This is a genomic window from Roseovarius carneus (assembly GCF_020141465.1).
Classification (GTDB): domain Bacteria; phylum Pseudomonadota; class Alphaproteobacteria; order Rhodobacterales; family Rhodobacteraceae; genus Roseovarius; species Roseovarius carneus.
In genome coordinates this window covers 787,265-804,826 of sequence record NZ_JAHSPD010000001.1, presented here as the reverse complement: position 1 = coordinate 804,826, position 17,562 = coordinate 787,265, and the positions used below count along the sequence as shown (strand labels likewise).

General features: G+C 62.2%; 19 protein-coding genes and 1 tRNA gene. 11 read left to right on the top strand and 9 right to left on the bottom strand.

What is annotated here, in order from left to right:
* Nucleotides 1–113 precede the first annotated feature (113 nt).
* Together KUD11_RS03980 and KUD11_RS03975 are read left to right on the top strand one after the other, a co-directional pair.
* A complete protein-coding gene (locus KUD11_RS03980; protein ID WP_109386409.1) occupies nt 114–935 on the top strand; it encodes an ABC transporter permease in 822 nt (273 codons plus the stop codon).
* Nucleotides 935–1,282, top strand: a complete 348-nt coding sequence (locus KUD11_RS03975; RefSeq protein ID WP_146190855.1) for a VanZ family protein — start codon at nt 935–937, stop codon at nt 1,280–1,282. Before KUD11_RS03980 ends, KUD11_RS03975 begins: the two co-directional genes overlap by 1 nt.
* On the opposite strand, the gene pncA is transcribed toward KUD11_RS03975, so the two are convergent.
* Nucleotides 1,269–1,865 carry a bifunctional nicotinamidase/pyrazinamidase gene (pncA, locus tag KUD11_RS03970; protein ID WP_109386413.1) on the bottom strand — a complete coding sequence of 199 codons (597 nt, stop codon included), beginning with the start codon at nt 1,863–1,865 and terminating at the stop codon, nt 1,269–1,271. The two genes, KUD11_RS03975 and pncA, sit on opposite strands and share 14 nt — an antisense overlap.
* Nucleotides 1,866–1,983: 118 nt before the next feature.
* On the opposite strand from pncA, the gene trhO reads away from it, so the two are divergent.
* Nucleotides 1,984–2,898, top strand: coding sequence for an oxygen-dependent tRNA uridine(34) hydroxylase TrhO (gene trhO / locus KUD11_RS03965; protein ID WP_109386415.1), 915 nt, complete (start codon nt 1,984–1,986; stop codon nt 2,896–2,898).
* 21 nt (nt 2,899–2,919) lie between these two features.
* On the opposite strand, the gene KUD11_RS03960 is transcribed toward trhO, so the two are convergent.
* Nucleotides 2,920–4,251, bottom strand: coding sequence for a UDP-glucose dehydrogenase family protein (locus KUD11_RS03960; RefSeq protein ID WP_109386417.1), 1,332 nt, complete (start codon nt 4,249–4,251; stop codon nt 2,920–2,922).
* A gap of 181 nt (nt 4,252–4,432) precedes the next feature.
* Here KUD11_RS03960 and KUD11_RS03955 point away from each other — a divergent pair, with 181 nt between their 5' ends.
* Entirely contained in the window at nt 4,433–5,392 is a 960-nt protein-coding gene (locus KUD11_RS03955) for a KpsF/GutQ family sugar-phosphate isomerase (RefSeq protein ID WP_109388259.1), read from the top strand.
* A 222-nt stretch (nt 5,393–5,614) separates the two neighbouring features.
* Here the strand turns inward: KUD11_RS03955 and KUD11_RS03950 are convergent, their stop codons facing one another.
* Nucleotides 5,615–5,836: a DUF1127 domain-containing protein gene (locus KUD11_RS03950; RefSeq protein ID WP_109386419.1), complete on the bottom strand. Its 222-nt coding sequence runs from the start codon at nt 5,834–5,836 to the stop codon at nt 5,615–5,617.
* A 443-nt stretch (nt 5,837–6,279) separates the two neighbouring features.
* Here KUD11_RS03950 and KUD11_RS03945 point away from each other — a divergent pair, with 443 nt between their 5' ends.
* Complete coding sequence (locus KUD11_RS03945; protein WP_109386421.1) at nt 6,280–6,687, top strand: DUF2177 family protein; 408 nt, start codon at nt 6,280–6,282, stop codon at nt 6,685–6,687.
* A 20-nt stretch (nt 6,688–6,707) separates the two neighbouring features.
* Here the strand turns inward: KUD11_RS03945 and KUD11_RS03940 are convergent, their stop codons facing one another.
* Nucleotides 6,708–7,235 carry a peptidoglycan-binding protein gene (locus tag KUD11_RS03940; protein WP_397545199.1) on the bottom strand — a complete coding sequence of 176 codons (528 nt, stop codon included), beginning with the start codon at nt 7,233–7,235 and terminating at the stop codon, nt 6,708–6,710.
* A gap of 277 nt (nt 7,236–7,512) precedes the next feature.
* Between KUD11_RS03940 and KUD11_RS03935 the strand changes: the two genes are divergently transcribed.
* Both KUD11_RS03935 and KUD11_RS03930 read left to right on the top strand, forming a co-directional pair.
* Nucleotides 7,513–7,836: a 2Fe-2S iron-sulfur cluster-binding protein gene (locus tag KUD11_RS03935; protein ID WP_109386423.1), complete on the top strand. Its 324-nt coding sequence runs from the start codon at nt 7,513–7,515 to the stop codon at nt 7,834–7,836.
* A gap of 5 nt (nt 7,837–7,841) precedes the next feature.
* Nucleotides 7,842–8,543 (top strand): hypothetical protein, encoded by a 702-nt coding sequence (locus KUD11_RS03930; protein ID WP_109386425.1) that lies wholly within the window; start codon nt 7,842–7,844, stop codon nt 8,541–8,543.
* Nucleotides 8,544–8,562: 19 nt separating this feature from the next.
* On the opposite strand, the gene purD is transcribed toward KUD11_RS03930, so the two are convergent.
* On the bottom strand, nt 8,563–9,825 hold the full coding sequence (gene purD, locus KUD11_RS03925; protein WP_109386427.1) for a phosphoribosylamine--glycine ligase: 1,263 nt from the start codon (nt 9,823–9,825) through the stop codon (nt 8,563–8,565).
* A gap of 119 nt (nt 9,826–9,944) precedes the next feature.
* Here purD and xseA point away from each other — a divergent pair, with 119 nt between their 5' ends.
* From xseA to KUD11_RS03910, 3 genes are all read left to right on the top strand, one after another.
* Nucleotides 9,945–11,501, top strand: coding sequence for an exodeoxyribonuclease VII large subunit (gene xseA / locus KUD11_RS03920; protein WP_109386429.1), 1,557 nt, complete (start codon nt 9,945–9,947; stop codon nt 11,499–11,501).
* Between the two features lie 210 nt (nt 11,502–11,711).
* On the top strand, nt 11,712–12,617 hold the full coding sequence (locus KUD11_RS03915) for a LysR family transcriptional regulator (protein ID WP_109388263.1): 906 nt from the start codon (nt 11,712–11,714) through the stop codon (nt 12,615–12,617).
* A 204-nt stretch (nt 12,618–12,821) separates the two neighbouring features.
* Complete coding sequence (locus KUD11_RS03910) at nt 12,822–13,355, top strand: NADPH-dependent FMN reductase (protein ID WP_109386431.1); 534 nt, start codon at nt 12,822–12,824, stop codon at nt 13,353–13,355.
* A 3-nt stretch (nt 13,356–13,358) separates the two neighbouring features.
* Here KUD11_RS03910 and KUD11_RS03905 read toward each other — a convergent pair whose 3' ends face one another.
* The 3 genes from KUD11_RS03905 to KUD11_RS03895 form a co-directional block, all read right to left on the bottom strand.
* Complete coding sequence (locus KUD11_RS03905) at nt 13,359–14,600, bottom strand: NAD(P)/FAD-dependent oxidoreductase (protein WP_109386433.1); 1,242 nt, start codon at nt 14,598–14,600, stop codon at nt 13,359–13,361.
* Nucleotides 14,601–14,896: 296 nt separating this feature from the next.
* Nucleotides 14,897–15,022, bottom strand: a complete 126-nt coding sequence (gene ykgO, locus KUD11_RS03900) for a type B 50S ribosomal protein L36 (protein ID WP_005850168.1) — start codon at nt 15,020–15,022, stop codon at nt 14,897–14,899.
* A gap of 79 nt (nt 15,023–15,101) precedes the next feature.
* Nucleotides 15,102–15,176 (bottom strand) — tRNA-Val (locus KUD11_RS03895).
* A 151-nt stretch (nt 15,177–15,327) separates the two neighbouring features.
* Between KUD11_RS03895 and KUD11_RS03890 the strand changes: the two genes are divergently transcribed.
* The gene (locus tag KUD11_RS03890) at nt 15,328–16,191 is read left to right on the top strand and encodes an N-formylglutamate amidohydrolase (protein WP_109386435.1); all 864 of its coding nucleotides are present in this window, start codon (nt 15,328–15,330) and stop codon (nt 16,189–16,191) included.
* A 3-nt stretch (nt 16,192–16,194) separates the two neighbouring features.
* On the opposite strand, the gene KUD11_RS03885 is transcribed toward KUD11_RS03890, so the two are convergent.
* Entirely contained in the window at nt 16,195–17,451 is a 1,257-nt protein-coding gene (locus KUD11_RS03885) for a DNA polymerase IV (RefSeq protein ID WP_109386437.1), read from the bottom strand.
* Nucleotides 17,452–17,562: the final 111 nt, after the last annotated feature.

Genomic DNA, 17,562 nt, shown 5'->3' with positions numbered 1-17,562 from the left:
CGGGGCGGGCCAAGTCTATTGCGGCAACGCGTCGCCCTCCTTATGCTGCGGCGCTAACGGGACAGCAAGAATTCCGTGTCATCCATCCGGGCAGAGCGGCGCAGAGTGAGGCTATGTTTCAACAGGTAAAACCCAAATCAACCCTGCACACGGCGGTTTCGATCCTTGAGCTGATCTATCACGCCACGGTGCGTGATGTGCGCAAAGGGCATGGCAACGCGCTTATGGCGCTGGCGCTGAACATTCTTCAGGCGGTGGTTTTTATAGCCGCGTTCTACGTCATGTTCTCACTTTTGGGTCTGCGGGGGGCGGCGCTTCGTGGTGATTTCCTATTGTACATCATGTCTGGGATTTTCCTTTTCCTCACGCATATCAAGACGATTGGGGCCGTGTCCGGGGCCGAGGGGCCATCGTCACCGATGATGAAGCACGCGCCGATGAACACGGCGATTGCGATCATGGCAGCGGCGATGAGCGCGCTCTATATTCAGGTGCTCACGCTGGTCATCATCTTGTTTGTCTATCACGTGGCCTTCACCCCGTTTGAGATCGAATACCCGTTCGCGGCGTTTGGGATGTTCTTGCTTGCGTGGTTCACAGGGTTCGCGATTGGCCTTGTTCTTCTCGCGATCAAGCCGTGGTTCCCAACCTTCACCAGCACGTTCGCCACGGTCTATCAGCGCGCCAATATGATCGCCTCGGGCAAGATGTTTGTGGCCAATGCGCTGCCGTCCTACATGCTGGCGATGTTTGACTGGAACCCGCTGTTTCACTGCATTGATCAGGCGCGTGGATATGTCTTCGTGAATTATGTTCCGCGCAATTCGTCCGTGGAATATCCGCTATACGTGGCGCTGGTCCTTGTCATGCTCGGCCTGATGGGTGAGTTCTACACACGGCAACGCGCATCAAGCAGTTGGGATGCGCGCCGCTGATGCCGCGTGTGGCTCGGCTGGGCCTTGCATCGTGTTTAACCGTGTTGGTCATCCTGCTCATCTTGCGGTTCACGCTGAGCGTGCCCTCGGGAGGCGCGCCACTTCCAATCAATGATAAGCTGGCCCATGCAATCGCCTTTGCCCTTCTGACCCTGCCGTTGTCATGGGCGCTACCGGCGCGCTGGGCCTTTATCGTGGCGGTCGCCGTGGTCTTTGGGGCGGGGATTGAGCTTGTTCAGCCCGCCTTTGGCCGCGCGCGGGAGGGTCTGGACCTTCTGGCCGATGTGGTGGGCGCTTTTGCGGGCGCGGTGGCAGGTGTGCTTCTGGCCCGGCTCAAGCGAGGGTGACGCCCGCGCCGCGCATCCCGGCCTCGGCGGCTGCCAGCGATCCGTCCATATCTATCCCCCGGCAGAGCGTGGTCTCCACCCGCACGGCATATCCCAGCCGGGCTGCATCCACCGCCGAGTAATTCACGCAAAAATCCGTGGCGAGGCCGACCATCGTCAGATCCGTAATCCCCCGCTCGGTCAAATATCCGTGCAGCCCCGTGGGCGTGCTTTGGTCATTCTCAAAAAACGTGGAATAGCTGTCGATCGCGGGGTTATAGCCCTTGCGGATGATCAGATCGGCGCGGGTCACGTTCAGGCCTGCGTGAAATTCCGCGCCCGCGCTGCCCTGCACGCAATGATCGGGCCACAGGACTTGCGGGCCGTAGGACATCTCGGCCATTTCCATGGGCGCGCGTCCGGGATGCGACGAGGCGAAGGAGGAATGTCCCGCCGGGTGCCAGTCCTGCGTCAGAACCACGGTGCGAAACTCCGTCATCGCGGCGTTGATGCCCGGCACGATCACGTCCCCTCCGGTCACCGCCAATGCGCCGCCGGGGCAGAAATCGTTTTGCACATCTATCACGATCAGGGCCTTGGTCATGGTATCTCTCCTTGGGCATCGCACGCCCCAAGGGGTAGGCAGGCGCGCGCCCGCCGTCAACTGCGCCTCTTGCCGCCCCCCTTGCCCCACCGCGCGCGAAGGCCTAAAGACCCGGCCTATGTATACAATTGCAGCGCTTTACCACTTCACCCGCTTTGAGGACCCGGATGCGCTGCGCGCGCCGCTGGCGGCTCTCTGCGCGGAGGAAGGGATTACGGGCATTCTTCTGCTCGCGCCCGAGGGGATCAACGGCACCATCGCCGGGCCGCGCACAGGCGTCGATGCGGTGCTGGCGCATCTGCGCGCCCTTCCGGGTTGCGAGGGTCTGATCCATAAGGAAAGCACCGCAGAGCAGCAGCCCTTTGGCAGGCTCCGCGTCCGCGTGAAGGCTGAGATCGTGACGATGGGTCAGCCCGATGTGGACCCTTTGAGCGGGACCGGGCGTTACGTGGAGCCCGCCGATTGGAACGCGCTCATCACCAGCCCTGATGTGGCCGTGATCGACACGCGCAACGATTACGAGGTGGCCATCGGCACGTTTGAGGGGGCCGTGGACCCCAAGACCGACAGTTTTCGCGATTTCCCCGCGTGGTGGGCCGCCAACAAGGAGCGGTTTGAGGGCAAGCGCATCGCGATGTTCTGCACCGGGGGCATCCGCTGCGAAAAATCCACCAACTTCCTGCTCGGGCAGGGGGCGCAGGAGGTGTATCACCTCAAGGGCGGCATCCTGAAATATCTCGAAGAGGTGCCGGAGGACGACAGCACATGGCAGGGCGAGTGCTTTGTCTTTGATGGGCGCGTGTCCGTGGGTCATGGGCTGAGACCCGGCCCGCACCGGCTCTGCCATGCCTGCCGCCGTCCAATCCTGCCCGAGGACGAGGCGCGCCCGGAGTTTGAGGAGGGCGTGTCCTGTCATCACTGCGTTGCGGAGACGAGCGAGGACGATAAGAACCGCTTCCGCGAGCGGCAAAAGCAGATCGCCCTATCCGCCGCGCGCGGCGAACGTCATATGCTGAACATCCCCGGCGACTGATCCCGGCGACTGACCGGGTGCCTACGCCTCGGGCGTGGGGCCGTAGCCCGCGCGGCCAACGGGTTCATATGCCTCAAACCCGGCGCGCCTGGCATCTTTGGGGTCATAAATGTTGCGCAGATCGGCCATGCGGGGGGTCGCCATCTTCTTGGCCAGACGCTTGAGATCAAGCGCGCGAAATTCGTTCCACTCGGTCAAAAGCACGATCAGATCGGCATTGTTTGCGGCCTTGTAAGGGTCATCATGCCACGACACGCCCGGAAGCAGGGCCTCGCCCTCGCGCCGCCCTTGGGGGTCCACCACGCGCACTTTTGCACCGCCGCCCACAAGGGCGGGCACGATGGTCAGCGACGGCGCGTCGCGCATATCGTCGGTGTTGGGTTTGAACGTTACGCCCAGCACCGCAATCGTCTTGCCGTTAAAGCTGCCATCGCACAGATCGCGCAGTTTCTCAGTCATCCGGCGTTTGATTTCCTCGTTCACGGTGATCACCTTTTCGGTGATCTGCATGGGCAATCCATGCTCTTGGCCGATCCGCGCCAGCGCCTTGGTATCTTTGGGAAAACAGCTTCCGCCATAGCCGGGGCCTGCGTGCAGGAACTTGTTGCCAATGCGCCCGTCAAGGCCGATGCCGTGGCTCACCCGCTTCACATCCGCGCCGGTGCGCTCACAGAGCGCCGCGATTTCGTTGATGAAGGTGATCTTCATCGCCAGAAACGCGTTGGCTGCATATTTGATCATCTCGGCTGATTCCAGATCGGTCGTCAGGATCGGGAAATCGCGCAAATATAGTGGCCGGTAAATGTCGGCCATCACCTCGCCCGCGCGCTCGGTCTGCACGCCGACGACAATGCGGTCGGGTTTCATGAAGTCATCAATCGCGGCCCCTTCGCGCAGGAATTCGGGGTTGGAGGCCACATCGAACTCCAGATCGGGCCGGGCCTTCTTGACCACCTGCTTGACCTGTCGGTTGGTCCCCACCGGCACGGTGGATTTGGTCACAATGACCAGATAATCACTGGCGGCCATGGCAATCTCTTCGGCTGCGGCCATGACATAGCTGAGATCGGCGTGCCCGTCACCGCGCCGTGTGGGCGTGCCCACGGCGATAAATACGGCCTCGGCACCCTCGACAGCCGTTTTCAGATCGGTGGTGAACGACAGCCGCCCGGCCTCGACATTTTTGTTCATCAGCGTGTCCAGCCCCGGCTCGAAGATCGGCACCTCGCCTGCTTCCAGCATGGCAATCTTGGCGGGATCGCGGTCCACACAGATCACATCATGACCGAAATCCGAAAAACACACCCCGGAGACAAGGCCGACATAACCCGTGCCGATCATCGCGATTTTCATGGTGCTGCCCTTTATGCTCGACTGCTCTTTTTTCCCTGATTACTGGCCAAGCCTTACCTCCAAGTCAACGCAGGCCGCGTGGCTTTTGGTGGGTTTGCGCCCTTGCTGCATCATGCGCGCCCCTTCCCTTGGGGCGGGGGGCGCGGTATTCGGGGGCACAAATCCCCTGCCGGAGCGCATGATGACCCAGACCCCTAGCCCGTCCGAGATCGCCCGCGAGGTTCTCAGGATCGAAAGTGATGCATTGGCGCAGATGCGCGATGCGCTGCCAGATAGCTTTGACGCGGTGGTGGCGTTGCTGCTGAAAGTGCAGGGGCGGGTGATTGTCTCAGGAATGGGGAAATCGGGCCATATCGCGCACAAGATTGCGGCCACGATGGCCAGCACGGGCACGCCTGCGCAAGCGGTACATCCCGGTGAGGCGAGCCATGGTGATCTGGGCATGATCACGGGTGCGGATGCGGTGATCCTGATCTCCAATTCCGGCGAGACGCGGGAATTGGCCGATATCATCGCGCATACGCGGCGCTTTGCGATTCCGCTGATTGCGATCACGCGCAATGTAGGATCGGCGCTGGCGGTGCAGGCGGATCATCTCCTGCCCCTGCCCGATGCGCCCGAAGCCTGCGGGATCGGCATGGCCCCTACGACCAGCACGACCTGCACATTGGCGCTGGGCGATGCTCTGGCGGTGGCCCTGATGCGGCTTCGGGGGTTCGAGCGGGAGAATTTTCTGGCCTTTCATCCCGGTGGCACGCTGGGGGCGCAACTTTTACAGGTGCGCGCGGTCATGCATTCAGGGGCTGCCCTGCCTATCGTGTCGGAGGACACGGATATGGGCGAGACGCTTTTGGAGATGACGGCCAAGGGATTTGGTGTGGCCGCCGTTGTGACGGATGGCAGGCTTGCGGGTGTGATCACCGATGGGGATTTGCGGCGCAACCTTGCGAGTTTGATGGACCGCACAGCGGGTGAGATCGCCACGCGCGATCCGCGCACCACACGGCCTGAGGTGCTGATCTCGGAGGCGCTGGGCGTGATGAACGCGGCCAAGATCTCGGCGCTTTTTGTGGTGGATGGGGACGGCACGCTGCGCGGGTTGGTGCACATCCATGATGTGCTGCGCACTGGCGTAGTCTAGCGGATAGGGCTGGGGTAAAATGAAACGGCGGTGCCAGATGGGAGGAGGGCACCGCCGTTCAAGGCGTCCCCGGGATCAGTTTGGGAGGAGCGATCCGGGGCCGTAATTTGCGGAGGCGTTTTGCCCCCGGTCTTTGTGCTGCGACCCCAATTTGGGAGGAGAAGGCCGCGGCGGGTACAGACAGCCCCTCTGGGAGGAGGAGGGTGCCTGATCTGGTCTGCCTCAGCCGCGGGTGATATCCACGGCGGCTTCGGCTGTCTGTGTGATCACGGAACGGTTTATCCCGAGATCGGCCAACTCGCGGTCGCTGAGCATGCTCAACTCGTCCACGGTGCGCAGATAGGCGCGCCGCTTGGACCACTTGTCCTGCCACGCGTGCATCATCGCGATGAGCGTGTTGGTGCGCGCCGTGCGGCTGGCATATGTGTGTGTCGCGATTGTCATCGCCTGTTCCTTTGCATTTTCGGACCCAGCGCCCGATTTGGCGGGTCCCGTCTGTTCGTTTGTGATCAGTATCTAGGATTATGCTGCACCTGCACAATACCCTTCCGCCTCAATGCTGCCATGCAGAAATTGCATGGGTGTGCTTGCCCTAAGGTTAAGCAAACAGGGTATTTTTTGGGCGGGAGCGGTCTGGGCAAGGGGCTGGCCTCGCCCTTCGCACAAAAGCTGCGGCGTAATGCAGCAGCCCTGCGCAGAGATCGGGCAGGAGTGGGATGGGGCGAGGGTGTGAGGCCTAAGCCGGGGTGGGTCCAGCCACCGCAAGAGGCTGGACCCGAGTGCCGAAAAGTGATTCGTGAGGGGGCTCATCTTTCGCCCGCGCATCCAGCCCTCGCAACCAAAATGCACCCCGCGCGTTAGGGTCTTGCGCAATTCAGGAGGCCGCCATGACGCTTGCCATTCTCTACATCGCCACATTCGTGGTTTTTCTGGGCATAGATTACTTCGGGCTCAGCTATATCGTGAAGCCGGTATTCGAGCGTGATATCCCATCGCTGATCCTTGATAGCCCCCGCATCGGGCCTGCGGTGATGTTCTATGCGTTTTACGTGGGCTGTCTTTTGTGGTTCGTCAGCTGGCCTGCGGTTTTGCAGGGCCATTCGCTGCTCTGGGTGTTCGGCACCGGCGCTTTGATCGGGGCGATGGCTTATGGCACCTATGAGTTCACCAATCTGGCCACGCTCAAGGGTTGGACATGGCGGATGGTGGCGACGGACCTCACATGGGGCACCCTGCTCACCGGGTTTTCGGCCATGGCGGGGGTTTGGATCGCGCGGATGGTGGCACCTGCCTGAGCCGCGCCTTCAGGTCTCGCCTAGGACCCGTCAGTACGCTCCACCGCGACAAGGCCGAGGCTGCGGGCCGCGGCGAGTGACAGGATGCCGCTATCAAGGCCTTCGGGTGCTTGGAAGCGGCGGATTGCGGCGCGGGTGCGTGTGTCCATCAAGCCGGTGATGCCGCCGCGAAAGAAGCCGCGCGCTTGTAAGGCACGTTGCACCGTGGCCACAAATTCCGGCGTGAGGTCGGCGGCGCAAGGGGTCTCAAACCATGTCACCTTGCGCTCTTGCACAATGGCTTGGCGGGTCTCGGTCTTGAACACGGCGGGGCTTGTCACCGTGCCGTCACTCAGGACCTCGGCTGGTTGCAGGATGATCTGGTCGGTCACGGTCTCTATCACGGCGGGTGTGACCACCTTGCCCCAACAGGTGCCGGGGGCCGCGCCGGGCGGGGCTTCGGCCAGAGTCTGCACCAAATTGGGCTCGGACGCGCCGGGCAAGGGGGCGTCGCATCCGGCCAGCAGTGCGGCGCACAGCAGAGGGATCAGGGTCGTGCGTGTGAACAATGCTCAGAGGCCCTCAGCCGCGAAGTTATTCTTGTAACCTAACGGATTTTGCTGTGGCGGGGAAGCGGGGCGATGATCCCCGCCAGGCCGAGCGGATGCGGATATTTTAAGGTACGGGCAAAAGAGCCCAGGCATATTTTTCCAGCGATGCAAACAAAATGAGAACATAGAGCAGTTCGTGCAACTCTTTTCCGGCAAGCTCGCAAATTGGGCTGGTCAGCCCTAGATGCCATGGCTAGGGATTTGTGGAACACCGAATGAGAAAGGCACCGAAGCAATGGCAAAAATCACTTATATCGAGCATGGCGGCACCGAACATGTGGTCGAGGTGGCCAATGGGCTGACCGTTATGGAAGGCGCGCGGGACAATAACATTCCGGGCATCGAGGCTGATTGCGGGGGCGCGTGCGCCTGTTCGACCTGCCATGTTTACGTGGCAGAGGAATGGGTCGAGAAGCTGCCCAAGAAAGACGACATGGAAGAGGACATGCTGGATTTTGCGCATGAGGCTGACCCCGTGCGCTCGCGTCTGACATGCCAGCTTAAGGTTTCGGACGCGCTGGACGGTCTGCGCGTACAGATGCCCGAAAAACAAATCTAGGCACGATGCGCGTACGCGCGGTTCTTGCGGCGCTGCTTGTCTTTGCCATCGGCCCTGCGTGGGCCGACATAGCGTCTGCGCGTTATGACGCGCCGACCACGCGGTATGCGCATGGCGTTTTGGGCGATGCGGTTGAGTGGGGCGACCTCGTGCTGAGCCACGATGGCCGCGAGACGCGCATCACCTTGCCCGACGCGCGGGTGTTTGAGGATATCGCGCCGCGTATGGTGTCTCTGCCCGGTGGCATGGCGGCACTGGTGGTAGAGAGCCACCGTGATTTCGGTGCGCGGTTGGCCATATACCATGCGCAAGGCTTGGTCGCCGCAACGCCCTATATCGGCACGCCCAATCGATGGTTGGCCCCAATCGGTGCTGCGGATATGGACGGGGACGGCGTGATTGAGATCGCCTATATCGACCGGCCCCATCTGGCCAAGCGCCTGCGCGTGTGGCGTTTCAACGGCACGGTTGCGCAAGGTGCGCTGGGCCATGTGGCTGATCTGGTGGGTCTCACAAATCACGAGATCGGGTGGGATTTCATTGCTGGGGGCTTGCGTGATTGTGGCTCCGGGCCAGAGATGATTACCGCCGATAGCGATTGGGTGCGTGTGATGGCCACGCGGCTGGAAGGCGGCGTTTTGACGGCACGCGAGATTGGCCGCTACGGCGGGCCGGATACGCTTGAGGCGGCGCTGAGCTGTCCTTAGAGGCTACAGGCAACGCACTTCACAGCGCGCGCCATCCGATATCGCGGCGGCAAAACCCTTCGGGCCAGTCGATTTGGTCCACCATGCCGTAGGCGCGGGTGGCGGCCTCTTGCAAGCTCGTGCCACGCGCGGTGACGCCCAGAACCCTGCCACCAGACGCGGTGATCTGACCGTCCTTCAGCGTAGTGCCCGCGTGGTAGACCATGTGGAAGCTGTCCTCGGCGCAGGTCTCCAGCCCTTTAATCACGCTGCCCTTGGCATAGTCGCCGGGATAGCCCTTGGCAGCCAGAACCACGGTCAAAGCGTGATCATCGGCCCACGTTACCTGGGCGTCTTTCAAGCGCCCTTCGGCGGCGGCGTGCATCAGGTCCAGCGCCTGTGCGCCGAGGCGCATCATCAACGCCTGACACTCGGGATCGCCAAAACGGACGTTGTATTCCACAAGGCGCGGCTGGCCGTCCTTGATCATCAGGCCCGCGTAAAGCACGCCCTGAAACGGCATGCCCCGCGCGGCCATCTCGTCCACGCAAGGGCGGATGATGTCGTTCATCGCTTTTGCCTCAATCTCGCGCGTGAGCACGGGCGCGGGGGAATAGGCCCCCATGCCGCCGGTATTGGGCCCTGTGTCGGCCTCGCCCACGCGCTTGTGGTCCTGCGCGCTGCCGATGGACAGGATATCGGTGCCGTCGCAAAGAACGAAAAGTGAGGCCTCCTCGCCCTCCATGAATTCCTCGATCACCACCTCGGCCCCGGCACCGCCGAATGCGCCCGAAAACATATCGTTGATGGCCGCCACGGCCTCGGGCTCGGACATTGCGATAATCACGCCCTTGCCCGCCGCCAGACCGTCGGCCTTGACCACGCAGGGCGCGCCGGTTTTGGCTACATGGGTGCGCGCAGAGGCGGCATCGGTGAAATGGCCGTAAGCGGCGGTGGGAGCCTTTGCAGCATCGCAGATTTGCTTGGTGAAGCTTTTCGACGCCTCAAGTTGCGCCGCCGCCGCAGACGGCCCAAAGGTCAGGATACCCGCCTCGCGCAGCCTGTCGGCCACACCTGCCGCCAGAGGGGCCTCGGGGCCGATGATAACGAAATCAATCGCCTCATCAGCGGCGAATGTCGCCACCGCGCCGCCATCCATGATATCAAGTGCTGCACATTCGGCGATCATCGCGATCCCGGCATTGCCCGGTGCCACGATCAGACGGTCGCATTTGGGGTTTTGCAACACAGCCCATGCGAGGGCGTGTTCGCGCCCGCCGCTGCCCAGAATGAGGATGTTCATGGCGCTCTCCTTGGTTCCGATCCGCTGGCCGCTTGCATAGGACGCGGGGGGCAGGCGTGCAAGGCGCGTGCGCCCTGCGCGGGCTTTTCAAGCGCGCGTGGATCGGGCATTGATGGGGAATGTCAGACCTTATTGATGATGCCGGTCCGGGCGAGAATGCCCCGGAATTTTCCGTATCGGAGCTTTCCGGGGCGCTGAAACGTGTGATCGAGGGCGAATTTGCCCGCGTGCGCGTCAAGGGCGAGATTGGGCGCGTGTCGCGGCCCAAATCGGGGCATGTCTATATGGACCTCAAGGATGATCGTGCGGTGATTGCCGGGATCATCTGGAAAGGCGTGGCAGGGCGTCTCGCCGTGCAGCCCGAAGAGGGGATGGAGGTCGTGGCCACGGGCCGTATGACCACATTCCCCGGCCAATCGCGCTATCAGATCATTATTGAGGATATTCGCCCCGCCGGCATGGGCGCGCTTATGGCGATGCTGGAGAAGCGCAAGGCGCAGCTTTCGGCGGAGGGGCTGTTCGCGGCCGAACTGAAGCGCCCGCTGCCTTACCTTCCGGAGGTGATTGGGGTTGTGACCTCGCCCTCGGGTGCTGTGATCCGCGATATTCTGCACCGTCTGCGCGACAGGTTTCCGCGCAAAGTGCTCGTTTGGCCCGTGGCGGTGCAGGGCGAGAAATGCGCGCCCGAGGTGACGCGGGCGATTGAAGGTTTCAACGCAATGACGCCCGGTGGCAGCCTGCCCCGGCCCGATCTCATCATTGTCGCGCGTGGGGGCGGGTCGATTGAGGACCTGTGGGGGTTCAATGAGGAAAGCGTCGTGCGCGCCGCTGCGGCCTCCGAAATCCCACTTATCTCCGCTGTGGGGCATGAGACGGATACGACGCTGATTGATTATGCCTCGGACAAGCGCGCGCCCACGCCCACGGCGGCGGCGGAGCTTGCGGTGCCCGTGCGAATGGAGCTTTTGGCGTGGCTGGAGGGGGCGGAGGCGCGGCTTACGCAATCGCTGAGCAATGGTGTGCGGCTGCGCGGGCAGCGCTTGCGGGATTTGGCGCGGGCCTTGCCACGGGCCGAGACGCTCTATGAAGGGCCGCAGCAGAAGCTTGATCTGGTGGCGGGGCGGCTTGATACCGGGTTGGTGCGCGGCGTGCAGATGCGCCGGGTGCGTCTGTCGGAGGTGGCGGGCGCCTTGCGGCCTTCCGCCTTGCGGCGGCTCGTGACCAGCGATGCACAGCGGCTTGCCGGGCGGTCTGAGCGGCTTCAGCCTGCGCTCTTGCGCAGCGTGGCCGAGCGCGCCGGACGGCTTGAGGCGCTGAGCGCGCGGCTGGCGCTCCGCTCGCCCGAGGCGGGGCTTGCCCAACGGCGCAGCGCGTTTGAGGGGGCAGGGGCAAGATTGAGTGCCGCAGGCGCGCGGCAAATGCGCGGCCTGAGCGAGGCATTGCGGGGCCTTGACCGGTTGCGCGAGACGCTGGGCTATAAGGCGACGCTTGAGCGGGGTTATGCCGTGGTGCGGGGGGATGGTGATCTGGTCACTCGCAAGGGGGCTGCGAAAAAGGCCACAAACCTTGAGATCGAGTTTGCCGATGGGCGGCTGACGGTGGGCGCGGGCGCCACACCGGCGCGTGCCCCGGCAAAGCCTTCGAGAGACGCGTCGGACCAGGGCAGTTTGTTCTGACGCGGTAGGCGTAAACGGGATAGGCACGGACCTATGCCGCCCTATTCTTATGCGTTTTGGCCCTGTGAACCTCTTGTGGAAACGTCTGTCTCGCTGTTTCTGTGCCATGAACGATTCCAGACAAAACCCCGATATTGTCCGATGCGCGCCATGCTTCGGCCCCTTTTGGCGATCAAAAGCGATCCTGACAGAGAAAGAGGTACTGTAACGATGGATCGTCTGACCGAGATGGAAGCCTTTGCCACCGTTGTGGATCAAGGCGGCTTCACCGACGCAGCCCGCAAGATGGGGATTTCCAAATCGGCCGTCTCCAAACACGTCTCGTCGCTGGAGGCGCGGCTGGGTGCGCGTTTGCTCAACCGGACGACACGGCGGGTGAGCCCGACGGAGATCGGCCTTGCCTATTATGACCGCGCCTTGCGTGTTCTGAACGATGCCGGGGAGGCCGACGCGCTTGTCAGTTCTATGCAGAGTGATCCTTCGGGCCTCTTGCGTATCTCGGTGGCGACTGATTTCGGCGTCAATCACCTCAGCCCGGTTTTGGGCACGTTTCTTGATGAGTTCCCGGATATCACCGTCAATATGGTGCTCAACAACCGCTATGTGGAGCTAATTTCCGAAGGGTTCGACATGGCGATCCGCATAGGCGAGTTGGAAGACAGCACCCTGCGCGCCCGCAAACTGACCGAGACCACGAAACGCATGATCGCGTCGCCGGGTTATATCGAGAAATATGGCCGGCCTATGAAGATTGATGATCTGAACGAACATAAACTCCTGCATTACTCCAGCCAGTCTGGTGGATCGGTCTGGAAGCTGACCGCACCTTCGGGCGAAAAGCGTCAGGTGCGCACAGCCGGGGGCTTGTCGGTCAATGACGGGCAGTCGCTCCTCAACGCCGCCATTTCCGGGCTCGGCATCGCCTATTTGCCCAGTTTTCTTTATGCCGATGCGATGAGCAAAGGCCTGATTGAGGATGTGATCCCCGATCTGCCGGTGGAGACGCAAGGCATCTATGCGGTCTACCCACCAGGCCGTTTCACGCAGCCCAAAGTGCGCGCGTTCATTGATTTCCTCGTCCACTCCTTTGTCGACAAAGGCCCGACTGAGTGGTGATCTGACTTTCCTCCCCGCCCTTGTCCCCAAGGGCTACCTGCCCCGGATGCTTTCCCCGCATCCGGGGCTTTTTCTTTTCAGGGGGGGCTGATGGCTTGCTGCACAGGTGCTGCACAGGGGGTGTGCGTGCCGCGGGCTTGCCTTCTTGGGGGCTGCGCGCCACATCACATGCCAATGCCGTAACAAATCAAAAAGGTGCTCTTCATGACCAAACCCGTATTGCTGACCATGTCAGGCTCGCTGCGTCGCGGATCATATAACCGGATGCTTCTGGCGCAGGCCGTTGCCGCCTTTGGTGAGGCCGAGGTGATCGAGGGAGATCTGAACCTGCCGCTCTATGACGGGGATGTCGAGGATGCGGGCGTGCCCGAGGCCGTCACGCACCTGTGCGCGCAGATGGCGCGCGCGGATGCGGTGGTGATTTCCGGGCCGGAATACAACAAGGGCTATTCCGGTGTGTTGAAAAACGCACTTGATTGGCTGAGCCGCCCGTCGCCCTCGGTGCTGAAAGACAAGCCGGTCGCCACCATGTCCGCCACTGCCGGACGCACCGGGGGCGAGACGGCGCAGTTTCAGACGATGAGCATCCTTGCGCAGTTGCAGATGCAGGTCGTGCATGGCCCGCTGATCCTTGTGGCCGCAGCACATGATGAGTTTGGCGCGGATGGATCGCTGCCCAATGAATTCCTGCAAACGCAGATCAAGGCGCGGATGGAGCGGCTGCGCGCGCTGGTGTGATCTTCAGTTGAACCGCTGGGCGTCGAAAGCGCTGAGATCGGCATTTGGGCCTTTCCCAGTGATCATTTCGGCCACCCAGCGGCCTGTCTTTGGGCCGCCGGTGAGACCCACATGCTGATGCCCAAAGGCGGCATGGACGCCCGTGGTGCCCACTTCGCCGATAAGCGGCAGGGCGTCGGGGGTGGAGGGGCGAAAGCCCAGCCATTCCTCGACCTCTTCCCATTGCAGATCGGGAAACGCCTCAGCGATAAAGCGGTGCATCAGGGCAATGGGCTGCTTTGAGGGCGGCTCTTTTATGCTGCCAAGCTCCACCATCCCGGCACAGCGCACAGCGCCCTCCATCGGCGTCACGGCGAATTTGCCCCAACCGATCATCATCGGTGTTTTGGGCCTTTGCGAGGGGTTTTTCAGGTGCAGGTGATAGCCGCGCTCGGCCTCCAGCGGCACGTTAAGCCCCAGCTTTTTCATCAAGGGTTTTGACCAGATCCCGGCCGAGATCACGGCCGCATCACATTCTATCTGGCCTTGGTCGGTGATCACTTGGGTGATGCGCCCCTCGGTCAGGGTCACGTCGCGGACATCGGCAATCTGCAGGGTCCCGCCCTCGTCCTGAAACACCTGCGCCAGATCAGTCATATAGGCGCCGGGATTGAGGATATGGCCGTGATTGCGGGTCAGCGCGATCAGATTGGCCTTAGGCCCCAGCATCGGTTCAAACTCCTGCACCGCGCGCCCCTCTATCAGCTCGGGCACGAATCCCGCCGGGCGGCGCAGCTCCCAGCCATAGCGGTCGACCTCAAACGCGGCGCGGGATTTGTAGACATAGGCGAAATCGCTTGTCGCCAGCCATTTCTCGGCCCTCGTGCCACGCACCAGCGCGCGGTGTTGATCGCTGCTGTCATGGAGCAGGAGGGCGAGGTTGGTGGAGATATCGCGGACGCGCGTATCGGTCGAGTTTTGCACAAACGCGCGCAGCCACGGGATCAGGCGGGGCATGTGCCGCCACTGCATGAAAAGCGGGCTGGAGGGCGAGAGCATGTATTTGAGCGCGGTCTTCTGGATGCCCGGCGTGTTTACCGGGGCGACACCCCATTCCGCCAAGAGGCCTGCGTTACCATAGGACGCGCCCGCGCCCGGCCCCGCCCGGTCGATCAGCGTGACCTCCGCGCCTGCGCGGCGCAGCCATATGGCAGACGAGAGCCCGCAGATGCCCGCACCGATGACGACAACATGTTTGGGGGGCATTGGGGCGGCTCCTATTACTGCGCTTCGCAACCCTAATCAGAGCGGGTGCGCCCCGGCAAGCAGGCGTTTCTCGTTGCGCTGATTGATCGCGTGGGGGGATCAGTGCCGTGGATTTCGCCGAATTCGTGCCCGAGGCGGATGTGGACGGCATCAGTGCCATCGCGGTGTCGCGTCTGGTGGCGGTGGTCATGGGGCTGGCTGCACAGCAGTAAGCGTAAGACCAAAAAGAAAAACCCCGCCTTGTTGCCAAGGCAGGGTTCCCAATCTCTGCACCACCCCGAAAGGTGGCAGCACACTCAGCCCTGACGGGCCTTAAAACGGCGCTGTGTTTTGTTGATCACGTAGACGCGGCCTTTGCGGCGCACGACACGGCAATCGCGGTGCCGGTTCTTGAGCGAACGAAGCGAGTTACGGACTTTCATCGTCATCTCCTTTTTCTGTCGCGGCGCGGGCCAGCGCCTTGAGGTTTGCGGGCGGCCCCCGGGGAGGCCAGTGAATTCATGGTGGGCGATACAAGGTTCGAACTTGTGACCCCTTCGATGTCAACGAAGTGCTCTACCGCTGAGCTAATCGCCCATGAATACCGGATCGGTGGCCCGTGCCCCAAAAAGATAAGGGGCGCGGAATCCCGCGCCAGTTCGCTGGTCTATAAAAGGAGTCGATGGGCGTTTCAAGGGCTTTTGGTTTGCGCATGAAACGCGCTATCATCCCGCGAGCAGGAGTAAAAATGCCCAAAACCGCCTTCCATCTGATCTATCCCAAGCGCCGCACGACAAGCGTCGTGTTTGCCTCGCCTCATAGCGGGCGGGATTATCCACAGTGGTTCATGGATCGCACGCAGCTCGATGGTATGACGGTGCGCAGCTCGGAAGATGCGTATGTGGACCGGCTTTTCTCTGCGGCGCCGCAAATGGGTGCTCCGTTTTTACAGGCAGGTGCACCGCGCGCTTTTGTGGATCTCAACCGCAGCGCCGATGAGCTTGATCCGGGATTGATCGAAGGGGTGCGGCCCACGGGGCATAACCCGCGCATCGCCTCCGGGCTTGGTGTGATCCCGCGTGTCGTGGCCAATGGGCGCGCAATTTATAAGGGCAAGATGGCTTTGAGTGAGGCGCAGGATCGGATCGACACGTTCTGGCGGCCCTATCATGCAGCGCTTTTGGCTCAGATGGATCAGGCTTTTGCCCAGTTTGGCGAGGCGATTCTGATCGATTGTCATTCCATGCCGAACGAGGCGATGGATTCGGTCGCGCGGGCTGGCGGGCGGCGGCCCGAAGTGGTTCTGGGCGACCGGTTCGGGGCCTCGGCCAGCGCGGCTGTGGTGGATCGCATCGAGGCGGCATTTCGCGGGGCGGGCCTCGTGGTGGCGCGCAACACGCCCTTCGCAGGGGCTTATATCACACAGCATTACGGACGACCCAAGTACGGGCGACATGCGGTTCAGGTCGAGATTGACCGTGCGCTTTACATGGATGAGGCCACGCTCACGCCGCATCCGCATTTTGATGAATTCCGCGTCGTGATCAGCGGCGTGGTGGCTCAGATTGCCGAAATCGGTCGGCCCGCGCAGATGCCTTTGGCGGCGGAATAGCTGCTAACGCAGGGCACGGCCCTTCAGGATTGCATTGTCACCAAATTTCGCGCGGATCGCGTCACTTGCCCGCTCCGCCTCGCTGCGTTTTGCCGCGCCGGGGTCAAGCAGATCGCCCGAACGGTCCGCCCCGGACGCATCGATCAGGTCCGAGAGCCCCACACCGATGAGCCGAAAGGGCGCTTTTTGCACAACGCTTTCCATCAGCCCACTTGCGGTGCGATAAATCGTGTCGGCCAGTTGCGTTGCATCGCGCAGGGCCACACGCCGCGAGATCAACGTGAAATCACCGCGTTTGAGCTTGAGTATCACGACGCGACCCGCCAGATCGCGGGCTTTGGCGCGGTCTGACACTTTCTCCGACAAACGCCAAAGATGGCCGTCGAGAATATCAAGATCGCGCGTGTCCTCGTGAAATGTCGTCTCGTTGGAGATGGATTTCACCGGCGCACGCGGGTTCACGCGGCGCCGGTCCTGCCCGCGCGCAAGATGCCAGAGCCGGTCGCCCATGGAGCCAAACCGCGCCCCAAGCTCGGCCCGGTCCCACCGCAAAAGATCGGCGAATGTGTGGATGCCCGCCGCCGTCAGCTGCGCCTGCGCCGCCTGACCGACACCCCAGATCAGCCGCACAGGCTGCCCATCAAGAAACGCCGCCGTCTCGCCTGCGCCGATCACGGAAAATCCGCGTGGTTTATCCAGATCCGAGGCGATCTTGGCCAGAAACTTGTTATGGCTGAGGCCGATGGAGCCGGTGACGCCCAACTCGGCTGACATACGCTTCACGAGCTGGGCCAGCATGATAGCGGGGGGCGCGCCATGTAGCTTGGCCGTGCCGGTCAAATCAAGAAACGCCTCATCCAGCGACAAAGGCTCAATCGCAGGCGTCATGTCCTCCATCATCGCGCGGATTTGGCGCGAGACGGCCACGTAATGATCCATGCGTGGCTTGATAATTACCGCATCGGGGCAAAGCTTGAGCGCCTTGAACATTGGCATGGCCGAGCGCACGCCACGAATACGCGCGATATAGCACGCGGTCGAGACAACGCCGCGCCGCCCGCCGCCGATGATCACGGGTTTGTCCCTCAGCTCTGGGTTGTCGCGCTTCTCGACCGAGGCATAGAACGCGTCGCAATCCATATGCGCGATGCCGAGATCGAAAAGCTCCGGATGAGACAGCACGCGCGGGCTGTTGCAGGCCGTGCAGCGGCGCTGATCCGGGTCCGTCTCAAAAAGGCAATCACGACAGAAGGCGGGCATGGATGTCCTGTGGCTTGGGTGCGGCGCAGCCTACACTGATTCCGGCCTGCACCGAAACAAAACGCAAAAAGACCCCGCCCTTCTTCTTGCTTAAAATATCCTCGCCGAAGG